Annotated in this window: 12 protein-coding genes and 1 pseudogene; 7 read left to right on the top strand and 6 right to left on the bottom strand. The window is 45.7% G+C overall.

Annotated features, from left to right (window positions below):
* Window positions 1-18 precede the first annotated feature (18 nt).
* The 4 genes from IPJ71_05925 (at window position 19) to IPJ71_05910 (ending at window position 3505) form a co-directional block, all read left to right on the top strand.
* Window positions 19-720, top strand: a complete 702-nt coding sequence (locus IPJ71_05925; protein MBK7843222.1) for a hypothetical protein — start codon at window positions 19-21, stop codon at window positions 718-720.
* 107 nt (window positions 721-827) lie between these two features.
* Window positions 828-1946, top strand: coding sequence for a hypothetical protein (locus IPJ71_05920; GenBank protein ID MBK7843221.1), 1119 nt, complete (start codon window positions 828-830; stop codon window positions 1944-1946).
* Window positions 1919-2263, top strand: a complete 345-nt coding sequence (locus IPJ71_05915; GenBank protein ID MBK7843220.1) for a hypothetical protein — start codon at window positions 1919-1921, stop codon at window positions 2261-2263. The genes IPJ71_05920 and IPJ71_05915 overlap by 28 nt, the downstream gene beginning before the upstream one ends.
* Before the next feature lie 75 nt (window positions 2264-2338).
* A complete protein-coding gene (locus IPJ71_05910; protein ID MBK7843219.1) occupies window positions 2339-3505 on the top strand; it encodes a hypothetical protein in 1167 nt (388 codons plus the stop codon).
* A gap of 30 nt (window positions 3506-3535) precedes the next feature.
* Here IPJ71_05910 and IPJ71_05905 read toward each other — a convergent pair whose 3' ends face one another.
* From IPJ71_05905 to htpX, 3 genes are all read right to left on the bottom strand, one after another.
* Window positions 3536-5107, bottom strand: a complete 1572-nt coding sequence (locus IPJ71_05905; protein MBK7843218.1) for a DUF3808 domain-containing protein — start codon at window positions 5105-5107, stop codon at window positions 3536-3538.
* The gene (locus IPJ71_05900) at window positions 5037-5756 is read right to left on the bottom strand and encodes a hypothetical protein (protein MBK7843217.1); all 720 of its coding nucleotides are present in this window, start codon (window positions 5754-5756) and stop codon (window positions 5037-5039) included. Before IPJ71_05900 ends, IPJ71_05905 begins: the two co-directional genes overlap by 71 nt.
* Before the next feature lie 61 nt (window positions 5757-5817).
* A complete protein-coding gene (htpX, locus tag IPJ71_05895) occupies window positions 5818-6561 on the bottom strand; it encodes a protease HtpX (GenBank protein ID MBK7843216.1) in 744 nt (247 codons plus the stop codon).
* 414 nt (window positions 6562-6975) lie between these two features.
* Between htpX and IPJ71_05890 the strand changes: the two genes are divergently transcribed.
* Window positions 6976-7917 (top strand): hypothetical protein, encoded by a 942-nt coding sequence (locus tag IPJ71_05890; GenBank protein ID MBK7843215.1) that lies wholly within the window; start codon window positions 6976-6978, stop codon window positions 7915-7917.
* A gap of 347 nt (window positions 7918-8264) precedes the next feature.
* On the opposite strand, the gene IPJ71_05885 is transcribed toward IPJ71_05890, so the two are convergent.
* Window positions 8265-8678, bottom strand: a complete 414-nt coding sequence (locus IPJ71_05885) for a hypothetical protein (protein ID MBK7843214.1) — start codon at window positions 8676-8678, stop codon at window positions 8265-8267.
* A gap of 295 nt (window positions 8679-8973) precedes the next feature.
* Between IPJ71_05885 and IPJ71_05880 the strand changes: the two genes are divergently transcribed.
* The gene (locus IPJ71_05880; GenBank protein MBK7843213.1) at window positions 8974-9423 is read left to right on the top strand and encodes a hypothetical protein; all 450 of its coding nucleotides are present in this window, start codon (window positions 8974-8976) and stop codon (window positions 9421-9423) included.
* A 122-nt stretch (window positions 9424-9545) separates the two neighbouring features.
* Here IPJ71_05880 and IPJ71_05875 read toward each other — a convergent pair whose 3' ends face one another.
* Entirely contained in the window at window positions 9546-10385 is an 840-nt protein-coding gene (locus tag IPJ71_05875) for a hypothetical protein (protein ID MBK7843212.1), read from the bottom strand.
* Window positions 10386-10784: 399 nt separating this feature from the next.
* A pseudogene (locus tag IPJ71_05870) lies at window positions 10785-12036 on the bottom strand (chloride channel protein).
* Window positions 12037-12685: 649 nt separating this feature from the next.
* On the opposite strand from IPJ71_05870, the gene IPJ71_05865 reads away from it, so the two are divergent.
* A complete protein-coding gene (locus tag IPJ71_05865; GenBank protein ID MBK7843211.1) occupies window positions 12686-13939 on the top strand; it encodes a hypothetical protein in 1254 nt (417 codons plus the stop codon).
* The last annotated feature ends 73 nt before the right edge of the window (window positions 13940-14012 follow it).

The following is a 14012-nucleotide window of genomic DNA, read 5'->3' as shown; positions in this document are numbered from 1 at the left end:
AGGAAAGGGAGTATAATCATGGAAGGTAGAGAAGAACTGCAAACAATGAGACAGAATCTTCAAATCGAGACCTACGTATGGACATTTTTTGTCTTGTTCGCTATGGGCTGTAACAATAGCTTTATTCACCATTATAAAAAGCCGAAGGCCCAAATCGTCCAAGAGGAAATTGAGGATCCTCCTCCTCAGCAAGGGTCGAATACAAACGGTGACCTCAAGATCGTTGAAGGCGCTCGCACTGTGGCTGTTCTGCATTCAGGGCAGGTACTACAAAATATGATGTCAGTTGCCGGAGTCGATGTGCCTAGTGCGGCCACTGTGGCTATGTACGACCTTAAGAAAACCACATTTTCTGAGAACGGCAGGGCAAATTCAGTGAATGCTCCGATTGTCATGGCACTTGCTTCCGTGGGGGGCGAAGTTTGCAGCGATTTAATAGTTCAAGAAAAGGCAAAGGCAGCTGCTGACAGAAGGATTTACGTTCAAGTTAATTTTAGTTCCGGTCCGACAAACTTTAGCAATGCTGGCCGCGCAGATAGTATCCGTCGACTGGCGCGCTCATTTTGGGGGCGAAATGAGACAGATGCTGAGCTTCAGATATTGCAATCTGCCCTAGCTGAGGCGGTGAGCGCCGGAGGAACAGCAGCGAAGGATACTGAAGTTGTTGCGCTCTATTTGTGCTCGGCGATGATAGCGAGTTTGGATGCGTTTACCTTGTAGAAGGGGAATTTTATAAAAGAGGAATTCCGAAATGTTTGTGATGTGTTTTGATAGATTGAAGAGATGAAGTTCGAAGAGCAATGGGGATACATACCAAGGAGAGGGATGTGAAGAAGTCTGATATTGAAAAGCTAATCAAGGAAGGTCATTTCAAAATTTTAGAAGGTCATGGAGTTCCTACAACTCGTCGTGAATTTCTATCGTCGGGATTGCTCAAATTTTCAGGGCTTTTGATTCTCCCATCGATTTCCAATGTTTTGGCAAGGAGTGAAGTGGCTTTCGCAGCAACATGCGAAAGTGCCCCAGGTCTTGCTGCTGGAGGTCTGGCTCCCTTTATTACCATCAATTTATCGGGCGGAGCATCTCTTGGATCCAATTTCGTCCCGATGGACGCAGGAGGACAGTTGTTGCCTTCCTACGACAAAATGGGTTTGGGAGCTGGGGGCAGTCTACCAATTGAGCGCGCTTTTGGGAATGTGCCTTTTGCAGGAAATGGGATTTCCAAATTACTTGCGGGAATCAAGGAGACGGCAGTGGCATCCACATTGGATAAAACAGCCTTTGTTGGAGTCAATGTCGTGCTACGTGATGACACTGATTCAAACAAAATAGATGCATCTGGAATGGTGGCAGCGGCCGGACGGGTCGGTGCTAAATTGCCAAAACTCGGTCGCAAGGGGTCCGCAACCGGAATCAATCAGTCAGAGGCCTTTGTCAAGCCTCCGGTGCCACTGGTGGTAAGCCGGTATCAAGACTTGGTTGGCGCGGCAGGGGGGTTCACAAACGCACTTGGCAGACTGAATCGAAATCAACAAATTTCGCTTTTTAAATCTATCGACAAACTGAGTATGGAGCAGGCTCGGAATCTTGCCAACTTAAGTGGAGGCGAGAATCTTCAAAATCTAATTGAGTGTGCAGGTCAAAAAAACAATGAAGTTATTGGTTCAACCAATGATTCGCTGGATCTTCGACAGACAAGTCGGGGTATTGCGGCGGTCTGGAATGCGGCGCAGCTGCTGACAATAGTCAGGCCCTTGTTTTTGGATCCATGGTTTATAATACGATTAATGGCAATGCGAGCGCCGCCAGTTTGGAATTGGGCGGCTTTGATTATCATGACAACACTCGCTCGGGTGGTGACGGCCGAGACCGAGAGGCCGGTCAACTCATCGGTCGCGTCCTGCAGACGGCGGCTCTCATGCAGCAAAAGGTATTTATCTACGTGACGACTGATGGGTCCTGTTCCTCGACAGTTTCCAATTCGACGACAGCCCCTTGGAATAGCGACAGAGGCAGTGCAGGAGTCGTCTATATGGTGGCATATGATCCCGCCGGAAGGCCTCCGACGAAGAATTTTCAGCTTGGAAATTTCACTGCCGGTCAATCTGCAAACGATAAATTTACAACTGGAGGAACAGCGGAGAGGGCAGCTGCTGGCGTATTTGTTAACTATCTCAAATTTTCAGGACAATTGAATTTGGTAAGTAAAGTCATACCAACCGTCTTTAGCTCAGCAGATTTGGCAAATATCACCTTGTTTTGATTTTAGGGTTCAGTTGTTTTTCGCGACGTCAACCGGGGAGTGAGGAATTTAAAGATGCCAATGAGGTCAAAAGGAGTGAAAGCATTTGATGTGTTTGTCACTTATTGTCTGAGGACGGTGGCTCCATTAGGTATTTTTTTTCTAATGGCTGGGTGTGCGCCTACCCACAGCGACGGTTCACTTGAAAAGGGCGGAGAACAATTGGGTTACGGAAGAGGCGTTTGTGGAGCTTTGCTCCGCGCTGAATTTGAAAGTGGCTACCGACCGTTCTTGCAAGCCAACTGCATAAATTGCCATGTGAGCGGTGGCGAGGGGAAAGGCGCCTTCGCCGATAGTAACATAGAGCTGTCCTTTGACGCTTTTTCAGGCGCCGGCTTTCAAAAAGTGTCTGATTTTGCCGTCAATTCTTCACATAAAGCCCCCTACACGGGTTCACAACATTCAGGAGTTATTGATAGCACGAGGGCTGCCTGGCTTGAGGTGGAGAATCAATACAATGAATGTTTGACCAATAGCCAAAGAGACGATGAGGATCCGCCGTCTGGAGATCCGCCGCCAAATACTCCGCGCTTGGCAACTGTTGAGAAAGTTATTTCTGCGACGAGTAGCTATGTTGTGAAAATATTTGATTTGGAGACGGAAATGGCCCCGGGAAACTCGACATTTGCTGGTGCGAAACTTCAGATTGAGGTGCGATCTTTCACTACACCCACCGGCGAAATGAATTATAATTTTCGAAACCCAAAATTATCTGCTGGGGGGATGGCTCTGCAGATCACAGATTTGCGGATCGTCATCAATGGGATAATATATGAGGAAGGAACGACCTGGAAATCGGTCAATCGGAAAGTCCCGGCGAACCAGAGTCGCGATTTGTCTACTGAAGTTTTGATTCGCGAAAGAATGATCAACGACTCAGATACAATGGGAATGAGCTTTGGTTCTTTGGTGACAACCACTTTTAATCCAGCACGCTTTAGCCAATTGGTCGCTTCAGGTGGAACCTTTTCTCGCGCTTGTGTGGGATGTCATGGAGCAAGCAATCCTAGGGCGGGTTTGAATGTTCTCAATTATCAAGATATGTTGAATCATTTTGTGTTTGTTCCGTTTGATCCAATTTCAGGTAGTCTTCTCAGTCGGATGAACAATGCCGCAAATCCCATGCCCCCTTCGGGTTTAGTTCCCTTGCATGAGCGGCAAGCTATCGAGGATTGGATATTGGACGGAGCCCCAAATAATTGAGAACCTCTTGGAGAATCCCAGAGAGACAAATCACGGATTGCTCTGGGATGAGGGAATGCTCAGCGCCAGTGTCCATTCGGGGAATGGCATCGCCTTTCCTCCGGAATTGATGAGGCTGTAGAAGACCAGATTACGCATGACAAGGCGAACATAGGAACGGGTCTCTTCATAGGGGATATCTTCAATAAACTCCAGAGTGTCGCCGCGAAAGCGCGTGCGCAGCCAGCCATAGATGGCCTCCTCGCTGGCGTTGTAGCTCGCTACTGTCAGAATAAACTGGCCATTAAACTTGTCCCAAAGCTCGCGCAGGTAAGCTGAACCCAGAGGAATATTGATGTGAGGTTCATACAATTCCTCCGTATTTTCAAATTCAAATTGGACCTGTCTGGCCGTATTTCTAGCGACCTCAGGGAGCAGTTGCATCAGTCCAAATGCATCGGCCTGACTGCGTGCGATGGGATCAAAAGCTGACTCTTGGCGCATGATTGAGTAGATCAGATCAGAACTAACACCATATCGATTGGAAGCATTTGCGACATATTCCTTGTAGGGAGTTGGAAAAATGAGATGGGGAAAATGATTAAGAATAGAGTTTCTTTGTGCTGGTTCGAGAAGTCCCAACTGATTGTAGAGGCCCAAATAAACTCCAGAGCTCGCATAATAGCGGAAAAGTCGAACCCATCCTCCTTCTTCTTGGTTTGGTCTCTTTCGATAATTTGCAGAGACGTGATCTAAGTAGAGGTTGGCCACATCCTTTTCTCCGACAGAAATAAGCCATTCGACAAAGGGTCTTTCTATGAGATCATCCGACTGAGAGGGAGAAAATGAATTTTCAATTGATTTGGCTTCAGAGGAGTTGAGGCCAGGTATAGAAACAGGTGTTTGGAGTTCTCTGTGAGCAATAAGGCCATAATACCCAATGGGATCCTCTTTGATGAGGCTGGCCAAAAGAATCTTAGCTTCGTCAAATTTTTCGAGATTCTTTTTTGTGATAGCTAACCAGTAAGTGTAGCGACTGCGCGAGAATTCACTTCCCGCCTTGGTTATGAGGACTTCAAGTGCAGAATGGGCTTCCGAATATTTCCGGAGTTTACGTAGGTTCCAGGCCTGATACCAAAGGATACGCTCAAGAGAATCTTGCTGCTTTTTTTCGTTAATTTCTCCAATCCCCTTTTCAAACCACTCGGAGGCCTCTTGGTAATGCCCGCGCTCTTCTGCCATTCGTCCCTGAAGCCAATAAATTTCATCAAGAGGGTATTTTCCTTTGAGTTTCTTAGCCAAGGAGAAAAGAATTTTTTGAGCAGAACTTGCTTTCCCAAGTGTCCAATAGGTTCTTGCCAATGTGATTTGAGCTTCGTGATATTGTTGAGTGACCAATTTAGAAGGGCGTTTTTGGGCGCGCCAAGATTTTTCTATGTAAGAGGACAAAGCCAGGGTTTTTTGCAAATATTCCGGTTTTTTCTGCTCAACCTTATATGCCGATCGGATTCCTTTAATGGCTTTGACTTTGTTGTCAAAGGAAGAATGTTCGCTATCGTAGACCTTCTGATAAAAGAGTCTCGCCTTTGTCGAACTCTCTCGCTCTGCGATAATCGTAGGCAACGTCCAGATACTCGTTAAATCGGGGATCGGGTTTAAATCGTGGTGCGATCCGATAGAGCCTCGCTTGAGCGAGATTCAACTTTCCTGGGTCCGCAAGAGCTGGAGCAATATTAACTGCCTCTTGAGCGAGCTTAACTTTTTCTTCGTAGCTGACTGCCAACTTTGATTTTTGAAGAGCCAAATCATAGTTGGCTTCGATGTCTTTGTCTCGACGTGAATTTCGGAGCGCAATATCCAAAGACAATGGCTTAATCCACTCAGGGAACTGTCTTTGATCTAGGCGGTCAATGCGGAACTTTGCCAAATCATCACGATCACAGGTGGAAAATGCCCTTAAAAGGGCTATCTGATTGATAGGGAAGTGTGGATTTTGAGAAAGATCAAGGTAGAGAAGACAGGAGGTTCCCGGTTTATCCTTTTCCCAAAGGCGGGCGCGTCGATAGGCAGACCACCACTGCACATTTTTTCCTGGGTATTTGGCCGCAACTCCAAGCAGTTGAAGATCTAAGCTTTGTCGATCTCTGTCTCCGATAAAATCAAGATTTGGGGGCAAATATTCAAATTCAGAAGGTGGCAGGATATCCACGGGGTGAGTGGAACAGCCCAAAAAAATGACTACAATAAGACAGAAAGGCAAAAAAGCACGCATGACTTTGATGATATTCCCTTATTAGTGGACTCACAAGAATTGAAATGGCCCAAAACAGTATTCAAGATCCGGCAATTGTTGCTTCGAGTTTGTGTAGGCGTTCGTCCATGGGGGGATGAGTCGAGAGTAACTTCAAATATTTTTTTGTTTCGCTTGAGATCTTGAGTGATGCCCAAGAGGTATGGTTGGGGTCAATAAGCTCTCTTGACTTAGATAGGGCGACAAGGGCTGAGAGCATTTTTTCGCGTCCCACAAGTTTTGCTCCACCAGCATCCGCATGGAACTCGCGATCTCTAGAAAAATAGTTTACCACCAGGATTCCAAGCAAGCCAAGGACGATTTGGAGGCTCATAAACAATGAATAGTTAATGATATTGCGAGTGGAATCCTTTTTAAAGGGAGAGCTAAAGGCCTTCGCGATTGATTTTGAGGGAATCACCACCATGACGTTCACGACTCCCTGGATTAAAGTCAAGCTGACCATGTCTCCGTTGGCAACATGAGCAATTTCATGAGCAAGAACGCCCTCGACTTGATCTTTACTCATTCTTCGTACGAGACCCGTAGAGAGAGCCACCAGGCTATTGTCTTTTGATGGACCAGTCGAAAAAGAATTCACTTCTTCCGACTCATAAACACCTACTTCGGGCATTTTGGAAAGTCCCAACTTGTTCGACAACTCGAGAACCATTTCAATGAGTTGCTTGCCAACGGGATCCGTTGTCTCGGGATCAATGATTTTGATCCCAAACACCCATTTGGATAGAATTTTTGAAAGAGCGAGAGATACAAAAGCGCAACCCATTCCGAAAAACAAAAAAACAAGAGGATTCCTGAGTAACGACTCAGATCAAAGCTGAACAGCGCCGCAAAAATGGATGTGATGATCGAAATAGTAGCGGCGACGAAGACGTTAACTAAGGTGAATAAAAAAATTCGTCTGACTATTATTAACAAGAATAAAACCCTCCCAAAACTGGAGACTAGCTCAAAGCATAAAGTATGGCAATAGTCGGGGGAGTCCAGGCACAGCAGAGAAACTTGAATTTAGAGAAATTTTTTTAATGCCCGGAGTTCGCCAGCTTGATTCCGAAGGGAAGTTTTTACGAGAACAGCGCCATTGTTGATTAACTCAAATTGATCTGAGAAGCAAGATACAGGAGGTCTTAGGAGAGAAGGTTAAAAGGGGGAAACTGATTTTTTAAAAATTGGGGGGGATATGGGGTTTTGGAGTCTTGGCAAGGCATTCCTGTGTGTTGCAATTTGTGGTCTGTTTCAATCCGCATTATCCAGAGGGCAGGATCCTTCTCTTGGGGAGGATCTGTTAAACAAGAGTATTAGCTTGGAGGCCCTTAACAATCGCATGCAGAATGGTTTGAGATCCGAGGGAAGGAGCCTTCAGTGCTTTGAGAAATATCAAGAGGCGATATACCGCGGCGTTTTGAATATAATGGTGGTATTTGGCTACAATGACAATGAGGATGGTCTCACATCAGATGAATTCGAGAGGGCGGCTCTGATAGCGGAAATCACAAAACCCTGTCGCTCCAATCAGCTTTTTGCCTGCGGTTTTCAGAGTACAAGGGGCGGAGGTTTAGAAAAAATCATTGATGAGGTGGGGAGAAAAATTCTTGTTCATCTGGAATTGGAGAATAGTTCTTTTAGTATTGTGGATCGAGATAACAAGAACGAATTTGCAGAACCGCAAAGGGAGAAGAGTTTAAATGCAGAAACTGCGTTTATCCGCGGACTTCTTTCTTTTGACGCGGTTTTCTACGTTGGTCACTCACGAGCTGGCGGAGGACCTGATTTTAGACCCCCTCGCTACGTTGGAAAAGGAATAACGGATTACAACTGGTATCGGGCTCGCGAGGCAGGCTTAAAGTTAATGGTACAGGCGATAAAGAAATCCCAAATCAAGTCTCCGTTTATCGGCCTGTTTTCCTGCGATTCCAACCGCCTTTTTGAGTCAAGACTTCACATTGTAAATCCTCAGGCAAGGCTCCTCCTTTCGGACAATCTCTCTCATTTTGGCTATTTCAATCAAGCTCTTTTGGGGGCATTGGATGCCGTCATCGGTTTTAAATGTGAGGGGGCATTTCAGGATTCATTACTGATACCTGGTTTATCAAGAAGATTGGTTCGACTTCACCACTTTTGATCAAGTCGTAATGGGATACAACAGATTCACGGATGGATCGGGGGTCAGCCGCTGTATTAAAATCGAGACTTTCTTTTAGAAGCCTTCACTGTCAGGTGATCTGGTGATGATGAAAGTCCACATAATGCAATGGTGTGTTGTGACGGAGGTTCTGCAGGTCTTTCTGTCCGTTGCGAGCGGACAGTGCGCTCCATCGATTTGGTACCATCCACAGCAATGTTATTAGATTTACGGCATCCGTTGGTACCAATGATTTCGACAATCATGAAGATGGTGGAAGTGAGTGAGAATTGGCCAACAAACTCCTTCAAGTCGGAAGGAAAAGTGCGGCCATCGGAAGCGACTCTTCACCCAGCCTGAGAATCAATTCTATTTTTGAGATCATCTAGGTCCCTCACTTCACACTTAGGATTGGCTCGGCGAAGAAGCTCCCTAAATTCCGCGAAAAAAGGTGCCAGGTTTGCTGATGAGTGATCTGACCTCAGGAATATCCAACTGAAGTCACTTTTAACTGATTCATCTTTGATCGATTCGACTTCATCAACCAGATCTTCTTGATGATAATTGCAATTACTGATGGGAAAACAGCGGGCGCTGGTGGAACTACAAAGAGAAAAGGTATACTCCTCTCCGGGGGAACTAATTTCAACTCCAATATAGTAATTGGCCTCACGAAAGCCAATGTCGACAATTTGGAGTTGCGCTCCGTCGCCAACAGCTACCAAGGAAGAAAAAAATAAACCCAAGATAAAGTACTTCACAGCTCACCTCTTTGAGAGTTAATTTATAGCAAATATCATACCCAAAGGAAATGTTTAGATCCGCGGTAGAATAGGATCTGGCTTATCACAACCAAAGATAACCTGGATGCGAAGATGGGGTTAACAAACTGAATTACCATGCGTGACGTAAAGCCCCTGGCTTAAGCCAGGGGGATATAAGGCACACGATTGGAGCGCAGGAAGCACGAGGCTGTTTCTGTATCAGGACGTACATTATCAAGATTATTTCGCTATATAGATAGACTTTATTTAACACATGTGTCATTGTGTGTGTGTGGACTATAAAGAACCTAAATCAAATAAAAACGTAAGCTTAGAGTTCCCCAATAACGGTGGAGGATTTGCCGGGGGCGGAGGCGGCGGAGGAAGTGCTATGCCCTACTCTGGAGGGGGTGGTGGCTACGGAGGCCCCGGCTATGACACTGACGTTTTAAAGGGTGTGAGCGGAGGAGGAGGCTATACTTCAAGTCCTCTTGGAGCCGAATCTCGAGAGGGATATTCCAGCTTTAGTGGTGTTCTTGAAAACGGAAAACGAAGTGAAAATCCATTTGATAAATTCGATCTGAAACAATATCTTCCGGGAGGAAAAAATACGGTGACCCTTCGTGAAATCCTGCGGCAACAAATGAATGGAAGAGAAACCCTGAAATCGGCGGAGCTCACGAAAATATCTTTGAAAAAATCAGCCGCCGCTACCGGATCATGTGCCTTCAAGAACGTTTAATTGGCTGTGAAAAGAGGCAGTGAGGTCACCACCCCATTAAGAAGAAGGGGCTTTCATTTCCTGAGAACCCCTGTTCTGAGAGATTATCATCATGATGAAAAGCCGAGAGATGTGCCAGGTAGTTATTTGCAGGCGGCTGGGGCTTCGTTTTGATGATCTTGGAAGCAGAGTTGTTTAGCCAAATTTGAAAAAGTGGGCATGCGGTAAAGTTTGTCGTCTTTGCATTTTGCCCATATTTTTTCGACGGCGCCGGGGCATTTTTTTTCAATCGCCGGCAGAAACTCAAGACTTGCCTTGGTTTCCATGATGGGAATTACTTTAGTAATCATAGAAATGGAAGTCTCTTCAATGTGTTTGGACGTCGGAGGTTTGCCTTCACTCATTCTTTCAGTCATTTCTTTTGCCACAGATTGTAGTTTTGGATGAAGGTACTCAAACTTCGCAGCTTGAGTCAGTGACTTGCTATTAGACTCGGTAAATTCTTTTTGCCGAGCTGCTATAAAGTCTTTAGCCAATGGAAACGGGCAAAATTTATGTTTGTCTTTATTCTCAACGGCATCGAAACCTTTAAATGTTCTTCGTCGCATTTCTCTATTCGACATCAATTTAGCCGTCTCGTCTGCATCATATGTTTTTAAGCCATCCAGACCGACAAATACTTTTCGAAGTTTAGCGACTTTATCCAGGGCATCTGGTGATTTACCAACGACAAACTGTGAACAATAAAGACTTTCCCAGTATTTTTTGCGGTTGGCTTCCCATTTGGAATCATCGTTGTTAGCTAACTGCTGCATTTTCATATAATAAAACTTTTCTGTAACGGCTCGGATAGCAAAAGTATCGCCTTTGAAACTCTCAACTATGGTTCGATCAAAATCAGCAGAAACCGATAGGGGTGTTTGTGCCATCAAGTACTGAACTGATGTAAAAATTAAAACTGCAAAAAACCATTTAATTTTCATAAAATCTCCCAATCTCAGTCTCTGAAATTAAAAGTCCAGTTGTCACTGAATGTCTCTATTGCCAGTATTTAGTCCTGCTGGATTTACTGCTTATGATGCTTCTTTTCAAACTACACAGGAAACTTAAGAGACCGCCGTCCAGAGGGAAAAAATGATCTCGTCAAACTGGAAGAATGCTTTCATCGGATTCGTATGTTCACCCAGCCTGAGGATTAATTTTATTCCTGAGATCATCTAGATCCCTCACTTTGTACTTGGGATTGACTCGGTGAAGAAACTCCTTTGTCAATTTCAAAGATAACACCAATTTTCGCTGTGGAATCCGTCGAGTTAAACCTGCGCCAAGTCTTACGACAGTGGGATTCTGGGAAATGGTGTTTTGGCTTTTCCCTTCCATCTCTATTCTCTATTTCGTGAGGATTTGAGCATGAAATAACATGAGGTCAACCATGAGAAGAGTTTTTGATGTTTTTTAATATGAATTCTTTGGGAGGCATAAATACCTTGATGACCCGAAAAGTAATAACTCACGAAACACGCAACAAAAGTGAATGGGCCAATGCGGTAGCCAAAAATCTCCATGGCCATTAAGGTGCAGGCTATCGGCGTATTGGAAGCCCCTCCAAAAACAGCGGCGAATCCGACAGCGGCTAGAAGGGAAAAGGAAATTGGCAAAATTAGAGCGAGGGCGCTTCCAAGCGTTGTTCCAATAAAGACGAGTGGAATGAATTCACCCCCCTTAAATCCGGTTCCTATCGTCAGAGATGTGAAAATAGATTTGAGAAAGGGTTCATTAAATCCCACTTGATTCGTTAAAGCGTCCTGGATGTAGGGGATTCCGAGGCCCACGTACCGATAGGTACCTTCGAGATAAAAAAGAGTCACAACCAGGAATCCGCCAATGAGCGGCTTCAAAGGAGGATAGGATATGAATCGTTTCGCGGTTCTTTCTACAAGATGAGTACTCATGGCAAAAAGTTTGGCTGAGATGCCAAACGCAATTCCCGCAACTCCGACAAAAAAAAGAGTTTTCAATTCAACCGAAGGAATCTCAATAGACGGAAATTGGGAATGAGGAGCTTGAAGAAGATGTGAAACACCGAATCCAACAAAGGAGGCGACGAAACACTCAAGCCAGGCAAAAAGCCTGAGCTTGCCGACATTAATTACTTCCATGCCGAACACCACTCCAGCCCATGGCGCACCAACGGCTGCACCAAACCCAGCTCCAGCTCCTGCGGCGAGCAGGATCTTTCGCTCCTCGGGCTCGATTCTAAAGAAATGTGTCAGTTGATCTGAAAAGCGAGGCTCCCATCTGTACGGCTGTTCCTTCGCGACCTGCTGAGCCGCCAAACAAATGCGTTAGGATTGTTCCCACAAGTATAAAGGGAGCCATATGGACCGGAATTACTTTTTTGGGATCATGAATTTCATCGAGAATCAGATTGTTTCCTGCCGCCACATTTTTACCGAAGTGGTGGTAGGTCCATCCGATAAAAAAGCCAGCAAGGGGGAGCGCCCAGATAATAACGGGCGCCTTATCTCGAGTGTTTGTAGCCCATTCAAGAGAAATCAGAAAAACAGATGATGCAATACCAGCAAGAACGCCGCAAATGGCACTGAAGAATGTCCAGCGGAGATAGCGGTTAATCAATTTTGACTCGGGGTTTTTCAAGGCGCACTCCCACCTTTAGTTTGGTAGGAGCCATCAGAACGACCTCGTTGCGAGCGGCGTTTAAGGCAGACCCAATTGCCTGTTCCATCGATGTTAGATGTGCTTATTCGCAATTGCAATGAGTTTAGATCTCGCGTCATTGCAATCGGAGCATGGGCAAGGAACTGTCTTATAAGGATCATATTGACCTCTATGTAGATTATCATAACCATCAGATCATCTCACGATGAAGGCTTCGAAAAGAAAGATCTAGATTTTAATACATCGGCTGGAGTGCAAGCCATCGGTGAATCTGTTGTGTCCAAGACACAGGGAGCTGGCTGAACCAAATCTCAGGGGTTCAGGATCGAGTTCGGCTTGGTGCAGTGCTCACAACGTGAGCGCTGCTGCCGGACGCATGTTTGAAGATCCTGGTCTCCTGAGATTTGGTTCAGAAAGGCACCCCTGATGTTTGGAACAACAATCAAGCAGACCAGCTTATGTCATTCTTATTTTCACTCAGAGTGAATTTTTCACAGCAAACCATCTGAGGGATTCTGTTTTCAGCTTTTTTTAAAGAAGGCTGTGGCATGATTGGTGCTTCATGTTCGCTCACCTATGTTATCCCTTTGGAGGCTTGGAACTCATGAAATGGATATTCTGTTTGGTTGCTTTTGGTGTGGGATTGTTTTTTTACAATAGCCAATGTCATGCTCAAGGAGGTAAATCGGGTCCACCTACTCACCTGAGCACCGGAGACACTTTTTTGTTGGATTTGGACTACGGAGACATGGAGGTAGGGGATCAGAAGCAAGAAGGGACAGCCGAGATTCAGTTAAATCAAGAGGTTAGCCGTCGATATCCACTCGCCCAGTTTGGGTCTTATGTTATCGAAAAGGTGGTCATAGTGGCAAAATCGGCTGATGGCAAAGCCCAAGCCGAACTTCTGTTGGATAAGAATTCCCTTTTCATTCAATCAATAGCAAAGGCGCGTGGATCTTTCTTGTCTAAAGACCTTGAAACCTATGATCAGGTCGAGCTCATAAACAAAGAAGAGACCGATGAAGGGGGTTCTTGGGAGATTCAGTTGAGGGGGCACTTTATTATTCGTAGCGCTGAACTTCATCTCAGGATAATTAATGAGAACTTTGGAAACTTGCGAATTGATTCAGATTCATCGCGGGCAGCGGAGTCTTCTTCACCGGATGCAGCGGAGTCCTCGCCCCCTCCTCAATCTCCAATTCCGGAGAAGACTGCTCCTGCGCAGTCACCTCTTCCGGTCGATGAACGGCCTGAGCCCAAAGTTAAGGCTGAGCCCAAAGTTAAGGCTGAGCCCAAAGTTAAGCCTGAGCCCAAAGTTAAGCCTAAGCCCAAAGTTGAACGGCAACCCGAGCAAGTGGTTGAGCCTGAAGCTGAGCCGGCCTCTGCCGCCCCTAAACTGTCAAAAAATATCGATACGGATGTCGCCGCCCCTCTTGAGCTCGCCCCGCCTACGGCTGTTCCTCCTCGAAAAAATATGCGGGTGACACTTGTTTCTACAGCTCCGGCATCGCAATCTCGGCCGTATCACGAAGTCCCTGTGGATTTGGGCATTGACGAAATTCTTGGTCAGAGCCATCGTCGAGTTTCGTTTCCAGTAAACAAAAACAATATTGTTGGAATACAGATTTCGTGTCTTGCTGGATCAATAGAGATAATTGAGGCTGTTGCTGAGCTTCGAGATGGAAGTAGGCGTGCGCTGTCAGAGCTTCATGGTCCTATGTTGAGGGGTGACAAGCTTGTGGTTGATTTTGATTTTGCGATCCCCATAAAGGAAATTCTTGTCACTTCACAGGGGCGTGGCAGAAATGCTGGCGAATTGGCCAGATATCAACTGGCAGCTGTTCAGTTGCAACGATGAGAGACTTTTGGTCGGCCTTGTGCGCCCCCATTCACATTCATTCTCATCAGTTGGAAAGGATAATTTTGTGAAG

This window comes from Bdellovibrionales bacterium (assembly GCA_016714165.1).
Classification (GTDB): domain Bacteria; phylum Bdellovibrionota; class Bdellovibrionia; order Bdellovibrionales; family UBA1609; genus JADJVA01.
Note: the sequence above shows the minus strand (reverse complement) of the source record. Positions and strands in the feature narration are given on the sequence as shown.